At 72.9% G+C, this 16,718-nt stretch carries 12 protein-coding genes; 8 read left to right on the top strand and 4 right to left on the bottom strand.

The features are described 5' to 3' along the window. Positions 1-18: 18 nt before the first annotated feature. Together ABT160_RS36345 and ABT160_RS36340 are read right to left on the bottom strand one after the other, a co-directional pair. A complete protein-coding gene (locus tag ABT160_RS36345; RefSeq protein ID WP_502984366.1) occupies positions 19-1,839 on the bottom strand; it encodes a DUF8823 domain-containing protein in 1,821 nt (606 codons plus the stop codon). Between the two features lie 378 nt (positions 1,840-2,217). Beyond that, positions 2,218-4,986, bottom strand: a complete 2,769-nt coding sequence (locus tag ABT160_RS36340) for a D-alanyl-D-alanine carboxypeptidase (protein ID WP_351652269.1) — start codon at positions 4,984-4,986, stop codon at positions 2,218-2,220. Positions 4,987-5,203: 217 nt separating this feature from the next. On the opposite strand from ABT160_RS36340, the gene ABT160_RS36335 reads away from it, so the two are divergent. The 3 genes from ABT160_RS36335 to ABT160_RS36325 all read left to right on the top strand — a co-directional run bounded on the left by ABT160_RS36335 (position 5,204) and on the right by ABT160_RS36325 (position 7,456). Continuing rightward, entirely contained in the window at positions 5,204-5,926 is a 723-nt protein-coding gene (locus ABT160_RS36335) for a GOLPH3/VPS74 family protein (RefSeq protein ID WP_351652268.1), read from the top strand. A gap of 240 nt (positions 5,927-6,166) precedes the next feature. Beyond that, entirely contained in the window at positions 6,167-7,027 is an 861-nt protein-coding gene (locus tag ABT160_RS36330) for a helix-turn-helix domain-containing protein (RefSeq protein ID WP_351652267.1), read from the top strand. Positions 7,028-7,255: 228 nt separating this feature from the next. Beyond that, entirely contained in the window at positions 7,256-7,456 is a 201-nt protein-coding gene (locus ABT160_RS36325; protein ID WP_351652266.1) for a DUF397 domain-containing protein, read from the top strand. 137 nt (positions 7,457-7,593) lie between these two features. Here the strand turns inward: ABT160_RS36325 and ABT160_RS36320 are convergent, their stop codons facing one another. Continuing rightward, complete coding sequence (locus tag ABT160_RS36320; protein WP_351652265.1) at positions 7,594-8,433, bottom strand: hypothetical protein; 840 nt, start codon at positions 8,431-8,433, stop codon at positions 7,594-7,596. Between the two features lie 79 nt (positions 8,434-8,512). Between ABT160_RS36320 and ABT160_RS36315 the strand changes: the two genes are divergently transcribed. From ABT160_RS36315 to ABT160_RS36305, 3 genes are all read left to right on the top strand, one after another. Beyond that, the gene (locus tag ABT160_RS36315; RefSeq protein WP_351652264.1) at positions 8,513-9,295 is read left to right on the top strand and encodes an SDR family oxidoreductase; all 783 of its coding nucleotides are present in this window, start codon (positions 8,513-8,515) and stop codon (positions 9,293-9,295) included. Between the two features lie 373 nt (positions 9,296-9,668). Further along, positions 9,669-11,237: a sodium:solute symporter family protein gene (locus ABT160_RS36310; protein ID WP_351652263.1), complete on the top strand. Its 1,569-nt coding sequence runs from the start codon at positions 9,669-9,671 to the stop codon at positions 11,235-11,237. Positions 11,238-11,392: 155 nt separating this feature from the next. Then, a complete protein-coding gene (locus tag ABT160_RS36305) occupies positions 11,393-12,244 on the top strand; it encodes an SCO4651 family lipoprotein (protein WP_351652262.1) in 852 nt (283 codons plus the stop codon). 53 nt (positions 12,245-12,297) lie between these two features. On the opposite strand, the gene ABT160_RS36300 is transcribed toward ABT160_RS36305, so the two are convergent. After that, entirely contained in the window at positions 12,298-13,842 is a 1,545-nt protein-coding gene (locus tag ABT160_RS36300; RefSeq protein WP_351652261.1) for an LPXTG cell wall anchor domain-containing protein, read from the bottom strand. 589 nt (positions 13,843-14,431) lie between these two features. Here ABT160_RS36300 and ABT160_RS36295 point away from each other — a divergent pair. Next, on the top strand, positions 14,432-15,259 hold the full coding sequence (locus tag ABT160_RS36295) for a helix-turn-helix domain-containing protein (RefSeq protein ID WP_351652260.1): 828 nt from the start codon (positions 14,432-14,434) through the stop codon (positions 15,257-15,259). A 156-nt stretch (positions 15,260-15,415) separates the two neighbouring features. Beyond that, a complete protein-coding gene (locus ABT160_RS36290) occupies positions 15,416-16,576 on the top strand; it encodes an ADP-ribosylglycohydrolase family protein (protein WP_502984365.1) in 1,161 nt (386 codons plus the stop codon). Positions 16,577-16,718: the final 142 nt, after the last annotated feature.

Genomic DNA, 16,718 nt, shown 5'->3' with positions numbered 1-16,718 from the left:
GGGAGGCCGCCCTCTTCCTCACCGCAACTCCTCCGGGCAAGGCGTCCCCCGCGGGAACATCTTGTACGGGGCCGCCAGGCGGTAGGTGCCCGGGTGGGGGGCGATGAGTTCCGTCCATTCGTCGCCCTCCGAGTCCACCTCCGTCTTGAGCAGGCAGCCGTACGGGTTCACGAACGTCTTCCGGCGCTCCTCGTCGTCCTCGCGCAAGCGCTTGGACTCCTCCGTCTCGTACGGCGCCTCGACCTTCTTGCCCTGGTCGTCCAGGAGCGACAGCCACGGCGAGTACGGGATGCGGATCAGGACGCGGCCCGCCGTGGACACCCGGATCGTCACCTCGTTCGCGCCCGCCTTGTCGACCACCGCCGGCGGGTCCGCCAGGGGCATCGGGTCCTCGACCGCGAACAGGCGCCAGTTGGCGTCCGACCAGACCTGCCTGAGGTAGGGCAGGCCCTCGTCGACCAGCTCCGCCTCCTGCTTGCCGCCCGGGTCCGGCTCGCCCTTCGGCAGCACCACGTAGTGCACCGCCCAGCGGTCCAGCCAGTCCTGGTAGTTGACCGGGTTCAGGGTGTCGTCGTAGAAGATCGGGTTGCGCTGGAGGTCCGCCTGCCGGTTCCAGCCGCGCGCCAGGTTGATGTACGGGGTGAGCGCGGACGCCTCCCGGTGGCTGCGGGCCGGGACCACCTCGACGCGCGCCTTCTCCGCCCCCAGCTGCTGCAGCTGGTTGATCAGCGGCGCCGCCTCGCGCGCCCAGGACGCGTCGGGGGCCGTGCGGATCACGTCATCGACGCCCTTGAACCCGATCCAGGCGTTCAGGCCCGCGAACGCGAGCAGCACCGCGTACCACTTCCGCGAGCGCGGCACCGTGTACGGCAGCACCGCCAGCAGCGCCACCCCCGCGAACAGCATCGGCAGGCGCGAGATGTTCGACCCGATCTGCGAGTCGATCAGCCAGGTCAGCAGGGTGCCCAGGGAGTAGACCGCGGCCGCCGTGCGCACCGTCGCCCAGCTCTTCGGCACCAGCGCCGCGACCAGCACGCCGAACAGGAACGGCAGCGACGTGGAGCCCAGCGACATCGGCTGCGTACCGGAGAAGGGGAACAGCCACGCCGACAGCGCCACCACCACGACCGGGGCGAGCCCGAGCGCGTACGCGCCGGGGCGCCGCTTGTGCAGGAACAGCGCGGCCGCGACCACGCCCAGGAACAGCCCCGCCACCGGGCTCGCCGCCGTCGCCAGGCCGGCCAGCGGCGCCGCCGTCGCGGCCTTCGCCCAGCGCTTGTAGCGCCACTTGTGCGGCCAGCAGAAGACCGCCGCGACCGCGCCCAGCGCGAACAGCATGCCCAGGCCGAAGGTGACCCGCCCCGACAGTGCGTTGCAGACGAACGCGAACACCCCGGCCATCGAGCAGGCCAGCGGATTGCGGACGGCCCGCACCCGGGTCAGGATCAGCGCCGTCAGCGCGGCCGAGGCCGTCCCGGCCAGCATCATCGTGGAGCGCACGCCGAGCACGGACATCAGGTACGGCGACACCACGCTGTACGAGACCGGGTGCATCCCCCCGTACCAGGCCAGGTTGTACGCCGAGTCCGGGTGGCGCCCGACGAACTCCGCCCACGCGTCCTGGGCGGCCAGGTCCCCCCCGCTGTTGGCGAAGAAGAAGAACCACAGCACGTGGCAGAGCGCGGCCACCGCCGTCGTCACCGCCACCGGGTGGCGCAGCAGGCTCCTCAGCCGGCCCTCCGGGGCCTCCGCGGAGACCGGGCGCCGGGGAGCGGGCAGCCGTATTCGCGTCCCGGTCCCGGGAACGTCCTCGGCGCGTGTCGGCTCGGCGGTGGTCACTCGGCTCTCTCCGTCTTCCCCCGCGTCCGCACCGGCCGGGAGCCGTCCCGGCGGTACGTCGTCCCGGCCTGGTGGTCTCTGAAGGTCGCCGGCCCCGCCGCACGGTGCGGACGGCGGGTGTCCGGCGGGCGGTCCCGACTGCGAGGACGCCGTCCCCGCGTCCCCGAGTTGCCCCGGGACGCTAGCACGCGCCGTGCCGGGGGGTCCGGGACGCGGGGCGGGGTGCGGGGGCGAGGGGGTGCGAGGGGTGTGAGGCGGGGGCGCTTCTCCGGCGCCCCCACCCGTGCCCCGGAGAGCGGGACTCGCGTGCCCCGGGGGGCGGGACTCGCGGAGAGCCCCGCCCGTCGGCCCGTGAGGCGCGTAGGCCCGTGGGGCCCGTCAGCCCACCCGGGTCAGCTTCGCCATCGTGCCCGGCTCGACCAGGTCCTGCTGGACCGCGACCGGCACGCTGATCTCGCCGGTGCCGGAGCCCGTGGAGACCTTGCCGACCACCGTGCCCTCGGCGGCCGTGTGGGCCAGGGCCTTGCCACCGTCGGCGAGGTCCAGCTTCACCTTCACGCCCGACCAGCCGAGCGCCTTCAGGTCCTGGGTGGCGACGACCGGGGTCCGGCCGCCGAGGCCGTCGTCGACGTACCCGACGACCTGGCCCTTCTTCACCAGCACCTTGGAGGTGAGGCCGCCCTCGGCCGCCTTGACCAGCTCGTAGGCCGCGTCGAGCGCCTTGGAGAGCTTGTCGGACGGGGTGCTGCCCTCCTGCATGCCCATGACCGCGCCGACGATGCGGCGGTTCTTGCCGTCGACCTCCTTGTTGGCCGCCCAGATCAGGTTGCCGCCGGCCGGGGTGGAGGAGCCGGTCTTGATGCCGGAGAAGTGCGCGTCGGGACGGAGGAGGTTGCGGGCGTTGCCGTTCTCCATGCGCGTGGGCAGGTCGTGCATCTGGAAGTTCGGCTGGCTGACGACGTAGCGGAAGACCTCGTTCTCCATCGCCTTCTTCGCCAGCTTCACCTGGTCGACGGGCGTGGACACGGTGGAGGACTTGAAGCCGCTGGGGTCCGTGTACGTCGAGTTGGTCATGCCCAGTTCCTTGGCGGTGGCGTTCATCTTCTTGACGAACGCGGCCTCGGACCCGGCGTCCCAGCGGGCGAGCTGGCGCGCGATGTTGTTGGCCGACGGCAGCATCATCATGAGCAGCATCTCGCGCTGCGTGTACGAGACGCCTTCCTTGGCCGCCACCCGGGACTCGTCGACGTTCTTGACGCCCTCGACCTCGGTGACCTTCTCGATCTTCATGCTCGGGCCGGGCTCCTGGCCCTTGAGCGGGTGGTCGCGCAGGATGATGTACGCGGTCATCACCTTGGCGGTGCTCGCCGTCGGGGTCGGCTTGTTCGCCGCGCCCGACCTGCCCATCGAACCGATGCCGTCGACGTCGACGGCCGCCGCGCCCTCGCCGGGCCACGGCAGCTTCAGCTCGCCGCCCTCGAAGGTCTGCTCGGCCGCGGCCGTGAGCTTCAGGGTGGGGGGCGGCAGCGGGCGCACCATCTGTACGACCGCGAAGACGATCAGTACGAGCAGGATCAGCGGGGTCCAGATCTTGACCCGGCGGACCACGGTACGGACGGGCGTCTGAGCCGGGGGCGGGGTGTTGGTCAGCTCGGCGAGCAGGTCCAGCGGGGGCCTGGGCGGCATCGGCTGCTGCCGGGTCCGCTCGGCCTCGCCGAGGGACGCGGCCCCCGGGGCGCCGGCGGCCGGGACGACCGGCGCCGCCGACGTGGCGGTCCGCTCGGCGGGTCGCTCGGCGGGCTTCGGGGCGGGCTTCCCGGCAGGTGCCCCGGTGGCCTTCGCGGCGGGCGTCCCGGTGGACTCGCCGGTGGTCTTGTCGGTGGTCTTGCCCGTGGTCTTCCCCGTGGGCGCGGGCTTGGCCTGGGGCGACGCGGTGGTCCGTACGTCGTCGGAGCGCAGCGGCACGAACTGGCTGGTGCGCTCGGCGTCCGACTCGGGCTTCCGCCCGGACCCGGACTCGGCGACCGGCTCGGTGACCGGCGTGGATCCGGCCGCCGCACCGCCCTTGACCTCGGACTTCGGGGCCGGCGAGGGGGCGGGGAGCTTGAGCGCGGTGGTGGGGTTGTCGAGGGCGCGGGAGTCCTTGGCGGCCCAGGAGGGGGCGGCCTTGTCGTCGCCCTCGGCCTCCTCCGTACCGCTCGTACCGCTCTCGGGACCGCTCTTCGAGCCACGGTCCTGGCCGCTCTTCGCGTCGGTCCCCGGGGCGTCCTCCCCCGTACCGCCGTCGTCCTCCGCCGCCGGCCCGGACCCGTCCTTCGCGTCCGCCTTCTCCGCGTCCGCGTCCTCGGGGCGGACGGCGCGGAACATGGCGGTCGCCTGGTCGCCCTTCGGCGCCCCGGTCGTACGGAAGACGGCGGTGGCCTTGTCGGACTCGGGCGCGGATGCGGGCTCGTCAGATGCCTCGGGTGCCTCGGGCGCCTCGGCGGAAGCGGCGTCGGCGGAGGCGGACGCCACCGCCCCGTCGCGCGCCCCGGACTCCTCGCCCTTCTCGCTCTGCTCGCCCTCCTCGGGCTTTGCAGGAGCACGGAAGACGGCAGTGGCCTGGTCCACCGCGGGGGCCTCCCCGGCCTTCTCGCGGGTGGGCAGCGTGCGGAAGACGGCGGTGGCCTGGTCGGGGGCGGGCGCCTCGGGCTCGTCGGCCCCGGCGGCATTCTCCTCGCCCGCCGCGGTCTCCTCGGCCTTGACGGGCGTACGGAACACGGCGGTGGCCTGATCGGCCTTCGGCTCGTCGGAGGCGCCGTCACCGGCGTCAGCCTCGTCGTCCCCACCGGACCCATCAGCCGCATCGGACCCATCGTCCCCAGCGGCCTTCGCGTCCCCGCCCTCGCGCTCCCCCGCCTGGGCGGGAACCGCCTCGGGCATCATGCGCGTCTCCGCCTCCGAACGCTCTTCGGCGTCGTCGGCGCTCTGGACCCAGGCGGCCACGGCGGCCCGGAGGCGGGCGTCACCCTCGGCAGAGCCGGACTCCGTTCCGGGCTCGGGGCCGCGCGGGACCGACGCGACGGCCAGTCGCGGGTCGCGCTCGCCCGGAGCCGTCTCCCCCGACGACTTCCGCTGCTCCGACTTGTCGGGGGACTCGCCCGCCACCGTGCCTCCTCAACCGCTAACGCCAACGCTGTACGACCAGTGAACCGCGCCGGGGCACGGTGTCCGAACCATGTACCAGTGTCCTGTGTGAACCCCGGGCTCTCGTGGCTAGACGAGAACGACATACCTACTGGTTCCCGTACGAACCACCCAGGCGCTCTCGACAGATGAATGTGAGAGGGGTCACCCTGTCATTCATCCACGCGGGGAGGCATGGATGGGCAGGAGCCGCAGAACAATTCCGGAGGAGCTTCTGCTGCTCGCTCTGGACCCGGCCACGGGTACCACAGCGCAGCCGCAGTCGCTCGACCTCGGCCTCGCCGGAGCACAGCTAGTGGAGCTGGCTCTGGCGGGACGGATAGCCCCAGACGGGGATCGTATCGCCGTGGTGATGCCACGGCCGACCGGAGATCCGACCCTGGACTCCGCACTGGAACTGCTGCGCAGGCGCGGCAGTCCGGTGCGCGCGGTCCACTGGATCGGCGGGCCCAGGCTTGGGCTCCGCCAGACGTATCTCTCGCACCTGGAGCGGTGCGGCATGGTGCATGCCGTGGCGGGACAGATGTGCGGGGTGTTGCCGACGACTCGCTACCAGGCGACGGACACGGCGATCAGCCGGGAGATCAGGTCCCGGCTCGATTCAGCGATCCGCACCGGCGTACCGCCGGACCCGCGGACCGCGGCGCTCGCCGCGCTGGCCCACGCGGTCGGTCTCGGCAAGCACCTCTACCCCGGGAACGAGGGGCGCTCGTCGCGCTCCAGGCTCCGGGACCTGATCAGGCACGACCCGATGGGCGGCCTCGTGGCGCACGCCGTGATGGACGTCCAGAACGGCGCGGCCGCACAGCCGCGCCGCAACCCGGCCGTGCCGAACGGCAGGCCGGCCGTCCCGGTGCAGGAGGGCGCACGTCGCGGCATGGCCCGCGTCGCCGCCCACTGAGCACCCGGACACCGAGCACCACCGGGCGCACGCGCACCGGCAGAACCACGCGTACCACCGCCGCACCGACGTCCCCATGACCCGGTTCGGGAGCCGCATGACCGCGGGGCCGCCTTCCAGGGCGGCCCCGCGTTCGCGTGCGGAGCACTGTGTGCCCGTTTTCCAGCGGGGACGGCGCCATTGGTGGCAGTCTGCTGAACAGTAGATACGCACAGCTACGCGACCGGAGGTGCAGTTTCCGTGGCGTCCAACGTCAACCCGACCGTACGGCGACGTCGCTTGGGCCAGGAGCTGCGCCGGCTCCGGGAGCTCAAGGGCATGACGGCGGAGGAGGTGGCGGAGCGCCTGCTCGTCTCGCAGTCGAAGATCAGCCGCCTGGAGAACGGCCGTCGCTCCATCAGCCAGCGGGACGTCCGCGACCTGTGCGGGGTGTACGAGGTCGAGGACCACCGGATCGTCGACTCGCTGATGCAGATGGCCAAGGACAGCCGTCAGCAGGGCTGGTGGCACGCCTTCGGCGACATCCCGTACAGCGTCTACATCGGCCTGGAGACGGACGCGGCGAGCCTGCGGGTGTACGAGCCCCAGGTCGTCCCGGGCCTGCTCCAGACCCGGCAGTACGCGGAGGCGCTGATCCACGGCGCGCTGCCGGAGTCGACCGAGCAGGACATCGAGAAGCGCGTCAACGTCCGCGCGCGCCGCCAGGAGCGGGTCAAGGACGAGGAGCACCCGCTGCGGCTGTGGGCGGTGATCGACGAGTCGGCGCTGCGCCGGGTGGTGGGCAACCGGGCCCTGATGGTGGAGCAGTTGGAGCACCTGGTGGAGCAGTCGCGGCTGCCGCACGTGACGGTGCAGGTGCTGCCCTTCGACATGGGCGCGCACCCGGGGATCAACGGGCAGTACGCGATCCTGGAGTTCCCGGACGCGGCCGACTCCAGCGTGGTGTACCTGGAGGGCGTGACCAGCGACCTCTACCTGGAGAAGGCCAACGACGTGCAGAAGTACAGCGTGATGTACGAGCACCTGCGGGCCCAGGCGCTGAACGTGGAGCAGACGCGGGAGTTCATCACGACCATCATGAAGGAGTACGCGCGGGGATGATCCCCGCAGGTCAGCGCGGCCCAACTCGCCTTTCTGACAAGCGATTTGACAGCGAGGGCGCGAAGGGAGGCCGGTACGGTACACCGCGGCGGCCTCGCGGGGGAAGCCCGCTTGGAATATGCCATCCGGTCGAGTGAACGACCGTCTCGCCCGGCGGGGCCAGCGAGTAGCGTCGATCACGCCAGCAAGCACGTTGGCGCAAACCTCACTGGTTGAACCGGAGTGATCATGGCAATTCAGCAGGGTGCCCAGGCCTCGTGGATCAAGTCCTCCTACTCCACCGGCAACGGCGCGTGCGTCGAGGTCAAGTCCCCCGTCACCGCCGCCATCGCGGTCCGGGACTCCAAGGTGGTGGACGGCCCCAACCTCCACTTCGCCTCCGCGACCTGGAACGCGTTCGTGCGGGACGTCACCACCAGCGCGCTCTAGCCGTACCGCAGCACCACACGAAGAGCCCTCTCGACCGGTCCGCCGTCCTGGCCGAGGGGGCTCGGCCCTGCCCGGGCCCCGGCCCGCCCCGGCCACCGGCCCCCGCTCGCGACGGCGACCCGCCCCGCCCGTGACGGCTACCGCAGCCGGTCCACGTACCGGTCCGTGCCCGGGACCGTCGGGATGAACGGGGCCACCAGTTCCACCCGGCCCAGGCCCGTCGCCGCGACCTCCTCGTCCAGGCCCGTGAAGTGCGGGGTCCAGGCCTCCGCCGGGTCGGTCTGGAGGAACCAGAGCAGGGTCAGGCGGGTGTCGACGCCCTCGACCTGCTTGACGTACGTCATCCGGTCGCCGGGCAGCGGGGTGGGGCGGAAAAGCGTCACCAGGGCGGCCGGGGAGCCCGCCAGGCGCTTGGGGAGGTGGCGGGATCGCAGCCATTCCAGGAGGGCCGTGCGCTCCTCCGGGCCGTGGGCGTCGACCACTTCGAGGACCAGGCCCGCGTAGGGGTGGTCCAGGGCGTGGAAGTCGCGGGGTCCGGCCGCGCCGTCGCGGTAGACCGTGGCCTCGTGGTCCTGGAAGGACGTGAAGACGTGGGTGCGGTCCTGGTAGACCCGCCCGTCGCGGTTGAGCCGCTTGTTGATGCCGACGGTCCACTTCATGTGGTCGTCGTAGCGCCCGTCGGTGATCCAGTACGTGGAGAGGTAGCAGCCCGACGTGACCGGCTGGGCCACCGCCGACTTCTCCGGGTAGCGCATCAGCTGGAGTTCGCGGGTCGCGACCCAGCGGCGCCCCGCGTACATCCAGGGCATCGCCATCGCGCCGGCGTAGTAGTGGTCGTCCTCGTACCAGCGGTTGTAGGCGTACTCGTGGCCCGGGTGCGGCTCGACCATGGTGATCAGGGCGTGGCCCGGGTGCACCCCGTACGGGCCCACCCCGGCCAGCTCGGCGTACACGTCGCTGCGGGTGTCCTCACTCATCCGTACCCCTTCCCAAGTCCGTGTGCGGGACCTACTCTGACGGGCCGTCAGATCTTTGGCCAGAGTCGGGAGGCACCGGATGCTGCTCCAGGGGAAGACCGTCGTCGTGTCGGGCGTCGGTGCCGGGCTCGGCCACCAGATCGCCGCGACGGTGGTGCGGGACGGCGGCAACGCGGTGCTCGGCGCGCGCACCGGGGCGAACCTCGTGAAGACCGCCGCCGAGATCGACCCGGGCGGCACCCGCACCGCCCTGCTGCCCACCGACATCACCGACCAGGCGCAGTGCGAGGCCCTCGCCGCGCTCGCCGTCGAGCGCTTCGGCGGGATCGACGCCGTGGTCCACGTCGCCGCCTGGGACAGCTACTTCGGCGGTCTGGAGGACGCGGACTTCGACACCTGGAAGGGCGTCCTGGACGTCAACCTCCTCGGCACCCTCCGGATGACCCGCGCCTGCCTGCCCGCGCTCAAGGAGCGGGGCGGCTCGGTGGTCGTGATCGGCACCCAGTCGGCCATCGCGGCGCCCTCACAGGTGCGCCAGGCGGCGTACGCGGCGTCCAAGGGGGCGCTCACCTCGGCCGCGTACTCGCTGGCGCGCGAGCTGGGCCCGCACCGGGTCCGGGTCAACACCGTGCTGCCGGGCTGGATGTGGGGCCCGCCCGTCCAGGCCTACGTGCAGTTCACCGCGCACACCGAGCAGGTGGCGGAGGAGGAGGTGCTGCGCCGGCTCACGGAGCGCATGGCGCTGCCCGAGCTGGCCACGGACGGGGACGTCGCGGACGCGGTGGCGTTCCTGGCGTCGGACCGGGCGCGGGCGATCACGGGGCAGCAACTCCTCGTGAACGCCGGGGAGATCATGCGGTAGGGCTGACCGCACCAGGGCTACCTCCTCGCTCCGGCCGCACGGGACCCGCATCCCGTGCGGCCGTTCTCGTGTGTGCGTACGCGTCTTCGCATGTAAAGGGACCTGACGAAGTGCCCGCTCATCGTGTGGCCGCCGTCCCGGGCCGGACAACAACCCCGAAGGTCAAGAGCGGGCAAAATCGTTCTGCTTTCTGACCTGCGTTCACATCCCTGACCGTGAATGTATTGACCCGCCCCCTCGCCCGACGGTTCAATCCCGGCAGTCCCCGCTCCCGCACGGGGACGCCGACGCCGCTGAGCGGACGTACCGCGGACGTACTGACGAAGAGCACCCACATGGACAGACGTTCACAAGGCGGACCCCTGGAGGGGGAATGAACAGTCTCGACTGGGCCGTGCTCATCGGCTACTTCGGCGTGATGGTCGCCATCGGCGTGTGGTCCCACAAGCGCGTGGACACCGTCTCCGACTTCTTCACCGCGGGCGGCAAGATGCCCTGGTGGCTCTCCGCCATCTCGCACCACATGTCCGGCTACAGCGCCGTGATGTTCACCGGGTACGCGGGCATCGCCTACACCTACGGCGTTACGTCCTTCGTCACCTGGTCGCTGCCCATCGCGATCGGCATCTTCATCGGCGCCAAGGCCTTCGCGCCCCGGCTCAACCGGCTGCGCTCCCGGCTCCACGTGGCCTCCCCGCTGGAGTACCTGAAGACCCGGTACGACCTGAAGACCCAGCAGGCCCTGGCCTGGTCCGGCGTCCTGCTGAAGATCGTCGACGTGGGCGCGAAGTGGGCCGCGATCGCCACCCTGCTGTCCGTCTTCACCGGACTCTCCCTCGACCAGGGCATCCTCATCACCGGCGTGATCACCGGCGTCTACTGCACGGTGGGCGGGCTCTGGGCCGACGCGCTCACCGAACTCGGCCAGTTCGTCATCCAGTTGTTCGCCGGGCTCGCGATGCTGCTCGCGGTGATGTCGAAGCTGGACGGCTTCTCCACGCTCTGGACCGTCTGGGACCAGCTGCCCGAAGGCCACGCGTCCCCGACGGCGGGCCCGTACACCGTGACCTTCCTGCTCGCGTTCCTCTTCATCAAGACCTTCGAGTACAACGGCGGCATGTGGAACCAGGCCCAGCGCTACATGGCGACGGGCAGCGCCCGCGAGGCCACCCGCTCGGCCCGGCTCTCGGCGGTGCTGTGGCTGGTCTGGCCGGCGGTCCTGTTCTTCCCCATGTGGTGCGCGCCGCTGCTGGTGGAGGCGCAGAAGCCGGACGCCTCGGACTCGTACGCCCTGATGACCGAACAGCTGCTTCCGCACGGCCTGTTGGGCCTGGTCATCGTCGGCTTCTTCTCCCACACCATGGCGATGTGCTCCTCCGACGCCAACGCCATCGCGGCCGTCTTCACCCGCGACATCGCCCCGGTCCTGTCCAAGCGGGCGCGCGGGTGGAGCGAGCGGGGCGGCCTGGTGGCGGCGCGCTGGTCCACGATCTCGTTCCTCGCCCTGTCGATGGCGATCGCGACGCAGGTCAACTCCCCCACCTTCAAGGACATCATCTCGGTCGTCATCAAGTGGGTGGCGGGCCTGATGGGCCCGATCGCGATCCCGTTCATGCTGGGCCTGCTGCGCCCCTTCCGCCGCTCGGGCCCGACGGCCGCGCTCACCAGCTGGGCGTGCGGGCTGCTCGCCTTCTTCTTCCTCAACTACGACCTGACGGGCACGGCCCGCACCGACGTGGCGCTGCAGTGGCAGGTGTCGGTGCCGCTGGCGGTCTCGCTGGTCCTGTACGTGGTGGTGGGGCTGGTCCGGCCCGAGGACACGGAGGAGCGGGACGCGGTGATCGGCATCGTCAACGCGGACGGGGACGCGGACGGGGACGGAGGCGGGGGCGCCGGGGATTCGGGGACTTTGGTCCCGGGGCGGCCGGGCGGAGTCGGGTAAGTCGCCTGGGGGCGCCCGCGGTTGGTGCGGGACCTCGGTCCCGCACCCCCTGCCGGAGGCGCCGCACTCCGCCCCGCCCCCACCCCGCCTATCTGCATGTTTGCGAACATTCGGCTAATTTCGGGGTAAAGACGCCGACCCGGGAGCACGTACACATGCGCAGGCACTACGGAGCAGCCGCCCTCACCGTCATCGCCCTGGCCGCCACGGCGGCGTGCGGCGGGGGTGGTGGCGGTGGCGTCAAGGCGGCGTCCGGTTCGGGCGGCGGCGACGACGGTGCCGCGAGCCCGGCCCAGGTGATCCAGGCCGCGGCGAAGCAGAGCGGCGAGCTGACGTCGCTGTCGTACGTGATGAAGGGCAGCGCGGCCGGGGGCCAGGCGTTCGAGGCGAAGGCCGAGATGTCGATGGACCCGGTGGCGATGCGGATGACGATGGGCGCGCCGGCGGGTGGGGCGGGGGCCGGGACGGGTGGCGGTGCCGGGGCCGCGGGGATGGAGTTCCGGCTGATCGGCCAGCAGTTCTTCATGAAGACGCCCGCGCCCGCCAAGAACGGCAAGTCGTGGCTCAAGGTGGACACCGGCAAGATGCCGGGCGTCGCCGACGGCGTCCAGCAGAACCCGGTCTCCACGCTGGCGGGCCTGGCCGACGCGAAGGACCTGAAGGAGGCGGGCACGGAGAAGGTCGACGGGGTGGACACCACGCACTACACCGGCACCGTGACCCTGGAGCAGCTGCGGGCGGCCCTGAAGGAGAACGGCAACCGGGGCGCCGGTCTCAAGGCCCAGCAGAACGCGATCGACCAGTACGCGAAGACCGGCGTCGAGAGCGTGGACATGGAGGTCTGGATCGACGCGAAGGACCGCCTGAAGCAGCTCCGCACCCGCGCCGAGGGGAGCACGGGCCCGACGGACATGAAGATCACGGTGACCGGCTACGACAAGCCGGTCAGGGTGGAGGCGCCGCCGGCGTCGGAGGTCGGGGACCTGGCGGAGGCGTTCCGCAGGTGACACCGGGCGTGCCGTCCGACGGTCCGGGAGGACGTCGGACGGCACGACGGACGTCAGGCCCGGGCCCTCTTCCCGCGCCGGCTCGCGAACACCGAGCCCGCGCCCACGGCCACCAGCAGCGCCCCGGCCAGCAGCCCCTGCCCGGGAGTCACCGGGGCTCCGGTGTCGGGCAGTTGGGGCGGCACGGGGGTGTCGCCGGTGGGGGGCTGCTCCGGCGGGGTGACGCCGGGGTCGGACGCGGAGGGGGACGGCTGCGCGGGGGGTTGCGAGGGGGCCTGCGAGGGCTTCGGGAGGGGTGACGGGTCGGGGTCCGGCGTGGAGTCGGGGCGTCCGGGCGGGACGGCGACGGGGGGCACGGCGACGGGCGGGTCGACCACAGGCGGTACGGCGACGGGCGGTACGAGGACCGGCGGGGCGACCACGGGCGGGTCGAGGACGGGGAGTTGCGGGTCGGGCACCTCGTCGGCACGCGGCGGGACGGCCACGACCGGGGGTGTGAGCACGGGCGGGAGGGCCACGACCGGTGGTGTGAGCACGGGCGGGACCGGGGTCTGGGGAGTGGGCTCGGGCGGTGTCGCCACGGGCGGTGTGGCCACGGGCGGTGTCGGGCGCGTGGGGCGGCGCCAGGTCCCCTCGGCCTGCGACGACAGGGCCCTGGGCCGCGGGCGCGAGGTGACGAAGCCCTGGCAGTCGTCGGCGCCGCCGTTGGTGACCAGGAACTCCATCGAGGTCAGCGTGTGGTCCTCCGCCTCGGCCCGCACGGTGCCGGTGCCGGACTCCGCCCGGGTGCCGCACAGTTCCGTACGCCCGGTGCCGGCGGGAAGCTCCAGCTGGCCGTCGACCAGGGTGCCGGGGCTGCCCGCGCAGACGGTCAGCGTGTCGATGCCGCTGCGTTCGATCCGCGTACGGCGCACGTCGGAGGCGACGGGGAAGCGCAGCTCGGCGCCGGGCTCGGCGGGCTCTTGGGCTGCCGTCACCTCGATCTTCGGGCTGGTCTTGAGCGTCGGGTCGACGGACGGCCAGTCGGGGCACTTCAGGTCGCCGTAGGGGCCGCCCTCCGGGGCGGGGGCGTTGGCGCCGAGCCCCTCGGTGACGCACCACACGAGGAGCTGGGTCCTGCGGCGCGTGGCGCGGTCCGTGTAGTCGGCCTCGGCGGTGAGTACGTGGGCGAGCCTGGCCCGGTCCCGGTCGCTGAGGTCCGCCCGCCCGCCGCGCGTGCTGCCGGAGGGCAGGAAGGGGGCCTCGCCGCAGGCGCGCAGGGGGTAGTTCATGCAGAAGGCCCAGCGTGCGGGGGTCACCACGCCGTCGACCACGGGGCCCACGACGCAGAGCGGAACGCCGTAGAAGAGGCGGCCGGGCGGGGGCTTGGCGAGGTCGGGGTTCACGGCTCCGGAGACGTTCTGGACCGCCGCGATCTGCCCGTTGGCCAGCCAGGAGGGGTGCACGACCACGTCCGGGGCGGGGGTGCCGCCGGCGGCATCGGCGACACAGCCCTTCACGGTGTACGAGTCCACGGCACGGGCCTGCTGGGGGTACGGGAGGACGGCCAGTCCGAGGAGGGCGGCGGCGAGGCCGAGGGCGGGGGCTGGTCGACGCATGGGGCGGGCTCCTGGACGTGCGTGGCCGCGAGGGCGCTCGGTTCAGGAGCATGTGATCACTCTTGTCCGACAAGCGACACGGCGGCGCGCCGCCGGTTCCGGGGACCGCCCGAATGCCGGGGGGTGCGGGCCCGGGCGCACGGGGGCGGGGCCCTACCGGGTGGCCCGCACGGAGCTGGGACCACCCCCGTCGACAGCCCCGACGCCGCTGGACAGGCCCTGGACAGGCGTCGTCGGACGGGGCGGTATGGGCGGGTTCGTTCCCCTCGTCCGCATCACACGGGCCGCGACCCGGTTGGCCGTGGCGCGGGGTACCGGGACGTGGTCGCCCGCGCGACAAAAGCTTTTGAAGAACCGTGGGGAATTACCCCTCCAACCCCTCCCCCAGCCCCCCGCACCGCACGTCACCCACACAGGTGATTCATTCCAACTGGGCTGGATTTCGCGGCCGTTCATGGGCATATGCTCGCCGCGACAACCCCAGACATGCGACGGCCCCCGGCCGGGACTGGCATCCCGATCGAGGGCCTGACCACCTAGGAAGCGATCCCTTCCTGATGGCTACCACTGCGGAAGAAAGACCTTCCCGATGGCTTTGAAGCAGCCTAACGCGCCCGTGCGCGCCCCGCGATCCATTCCGCCGACGGCCCCCCGATCCGGTGTCGCCCACGTCAACTTCCGCCACTCCCGTCACTACACCGTGGTCGGCAACCACCTCGCCCAGCACCGCGAGTTGTCGCTGCTCGCGATCGGTCTGGCCGTGCACATCCAGTCGCTCCCCGAGGGGAGCCGCATCGGCATCCGGTTCCTCGCGGCGCGCTTCCCGGAGAGCGAGCACCGGATCGCCCGGGCGCTGCGGGAGCTGGAGGAGCACGGGTACCTGGCGCGCACCCGGGAGCGGGGTGCGGGTGGGCGCGTGGTGACGCGCACGGTCTCGTACAACCAGCCCGGCCAGCACGACCAGGCCGAGCGGCCCCAGCGGGGTCGGGCGGCCGAGCCGGAGCCGCGTCCCCCGGTCGCGCCACCCGCACCGCGTCCCGTACCGCAGGCGCCGCCCGCACCCGCGCCCCCGGAGACCACCCCCGCCGCCTCCCTCCTCTCCGGCCTGCGCGCCCACGACCCCCGGCTGCTGCTCGGCGCCCGGGACGTGGAGCGGCTGGCGCCCGGGGTGGAGGCGTGGCTGGAGCGGGGCGTGCCGCCGGAGGCGGTGCGGCGGACCCTGACCGCCGCGCTCCCCGACGGGCTCAGATCAGCGGCGGGGCTGCTGGCGTACCGCCTCACGGCCCTGGAACCGCCCCCGCTCCCGGCGGCGCCCAGGGCGCCCGACCCCCTCCAGACCTGCGACGGCTGCGAACGCGCCTTCCGGTCCCGCGCCCCGGGCCGCTGCGCCACGTGCCGCGAGGCGACAGCCGCGTGAGGCGGGGCTGCGGCAGGGCCGCGCGGTACCCGGCGGAACCGACCCGGGCCCCGGCTTCACTCCCCGCCCCCTCCAACCCGGTCAAAAGCGGCCCCCCGGGCGTCCGTTGACATAACGATCGGGTACTCGAACGAGCACCTCCGGTCGCATAGGGTGATGGCCCTGAGCCACTTTCCGGGGAGGGGCGCGGTGACAGCAGCGACGGGCGTCTGGGGGCGTACGGAGCAGCAGGACTTCCGTTCCCGGGTGCGCGGCTGCCTCCTCGGCGCCGCCATCGGTGACGCGCTCGGCCTCGGCGTCGACGGGCTCTCGCTCGACGAGATCCGCGACGCCCACGGGGGCGCCGGGCTCGCCGAACCCGTCCCCGCGTACGGCCGCCTCGGCGCCGTCTCGTACGCCACCCAGACCACCCTCTTCACCGTCGACGGCCTCATCCGCGCCCAGGTCCGCCGCGACACCGGCGCCTGGCACCCGCCCACCGACCTGCACCGGGCCTACCGGCGCTGGGCCGCCACCCAGCACGACTGGGGGCCCGACGAACGGCGCCCCGACAACGGGTGGCTGGCCTCCCAGGAGTGGCTCTACGTCCGCCGCGACCCGCCCCGCTCCTGCCTCATGGGCCTCGGGGACGACGTCCTCGGCACCCTGGAGAAGCCCAAGAACCCGGCGGCCCGGGACGTGGGCGCCCTGGTGCGTTCGGCGCCCTTCGGGCTGCTCGTCGGGTGGGAGCCGCAGCTGGTGTGCCAGCTCGCCGTCGAGTGCGCCGCGCAGACGCACGGGCACCCGGCGGCCTACCTCTCGGCCGGCGCCTTCGCCGTCATCGTCCACGGGCTCGCGCGCGGCGAGGGCGTCGACGGCGCCGTGCAGCGGGCCCTCGCCCAGCTGGGCACCCGGCCCGGGCACCAGGCCGTCACCGACGCCCTCCAGCAGGCGCTCGGAGCCGTGCGCCAGGGGATCCCGGGGCCCGGGCGGCTCGCCGCGCTGGGGACCGGGGCGGTGGCGGAGGAGGCGCTGGCCATCGGCGTGTACTGCGCCCTCGTCGGGGAGGACGTCGCCCACGGGCTGCGGCTCTCCGTCAACCACGACGGCCCGTCCGCCGCGACGGGGGCCGTCACCGGGGCGCTCCTCGGGGCGATGCACGGGGAGACCGCGTTGCCGGCGTCGTGGCTGGCGGGGGTGGAGGGGCGGGGGACGCTGCTGGAGCTGGCGGACGACTTCGCGCTGGAGATGACGCAGGGGGTGGCGTTGCACGGGCCCGGGGGTGGGGCTGCGGGTGGGGGGGATGGGGGGTGGCTGGGGCGGTATCCCCGGGGGTAGCCCTCCGGGGGGGCGGGGCCTGTGTACGGGCCCGGGCCCCGGGTGCGGGCCTTTGGGTCCCCTACCCGCCCCTTCCCGAAAGCCTCCGGCGGTTGAGGGCGCAGGTCCCGGGGGCCAGCCCCCGGACCCCCGCTCCTCAAAC

Source organism: Streptomyces sp. NPDC001941 (assembly GCF_040296945.1).
Taxonomy (GTDB): Bacteria; Actinomycetota; Actinomycetes; order Streptomycetales; family Streptomycetaceae; genus Streptomyces.
Note: the sequence above shows the minus strand (reverse complement) of the source record. Positions and strands in the feature narration are given on the sequence as shown.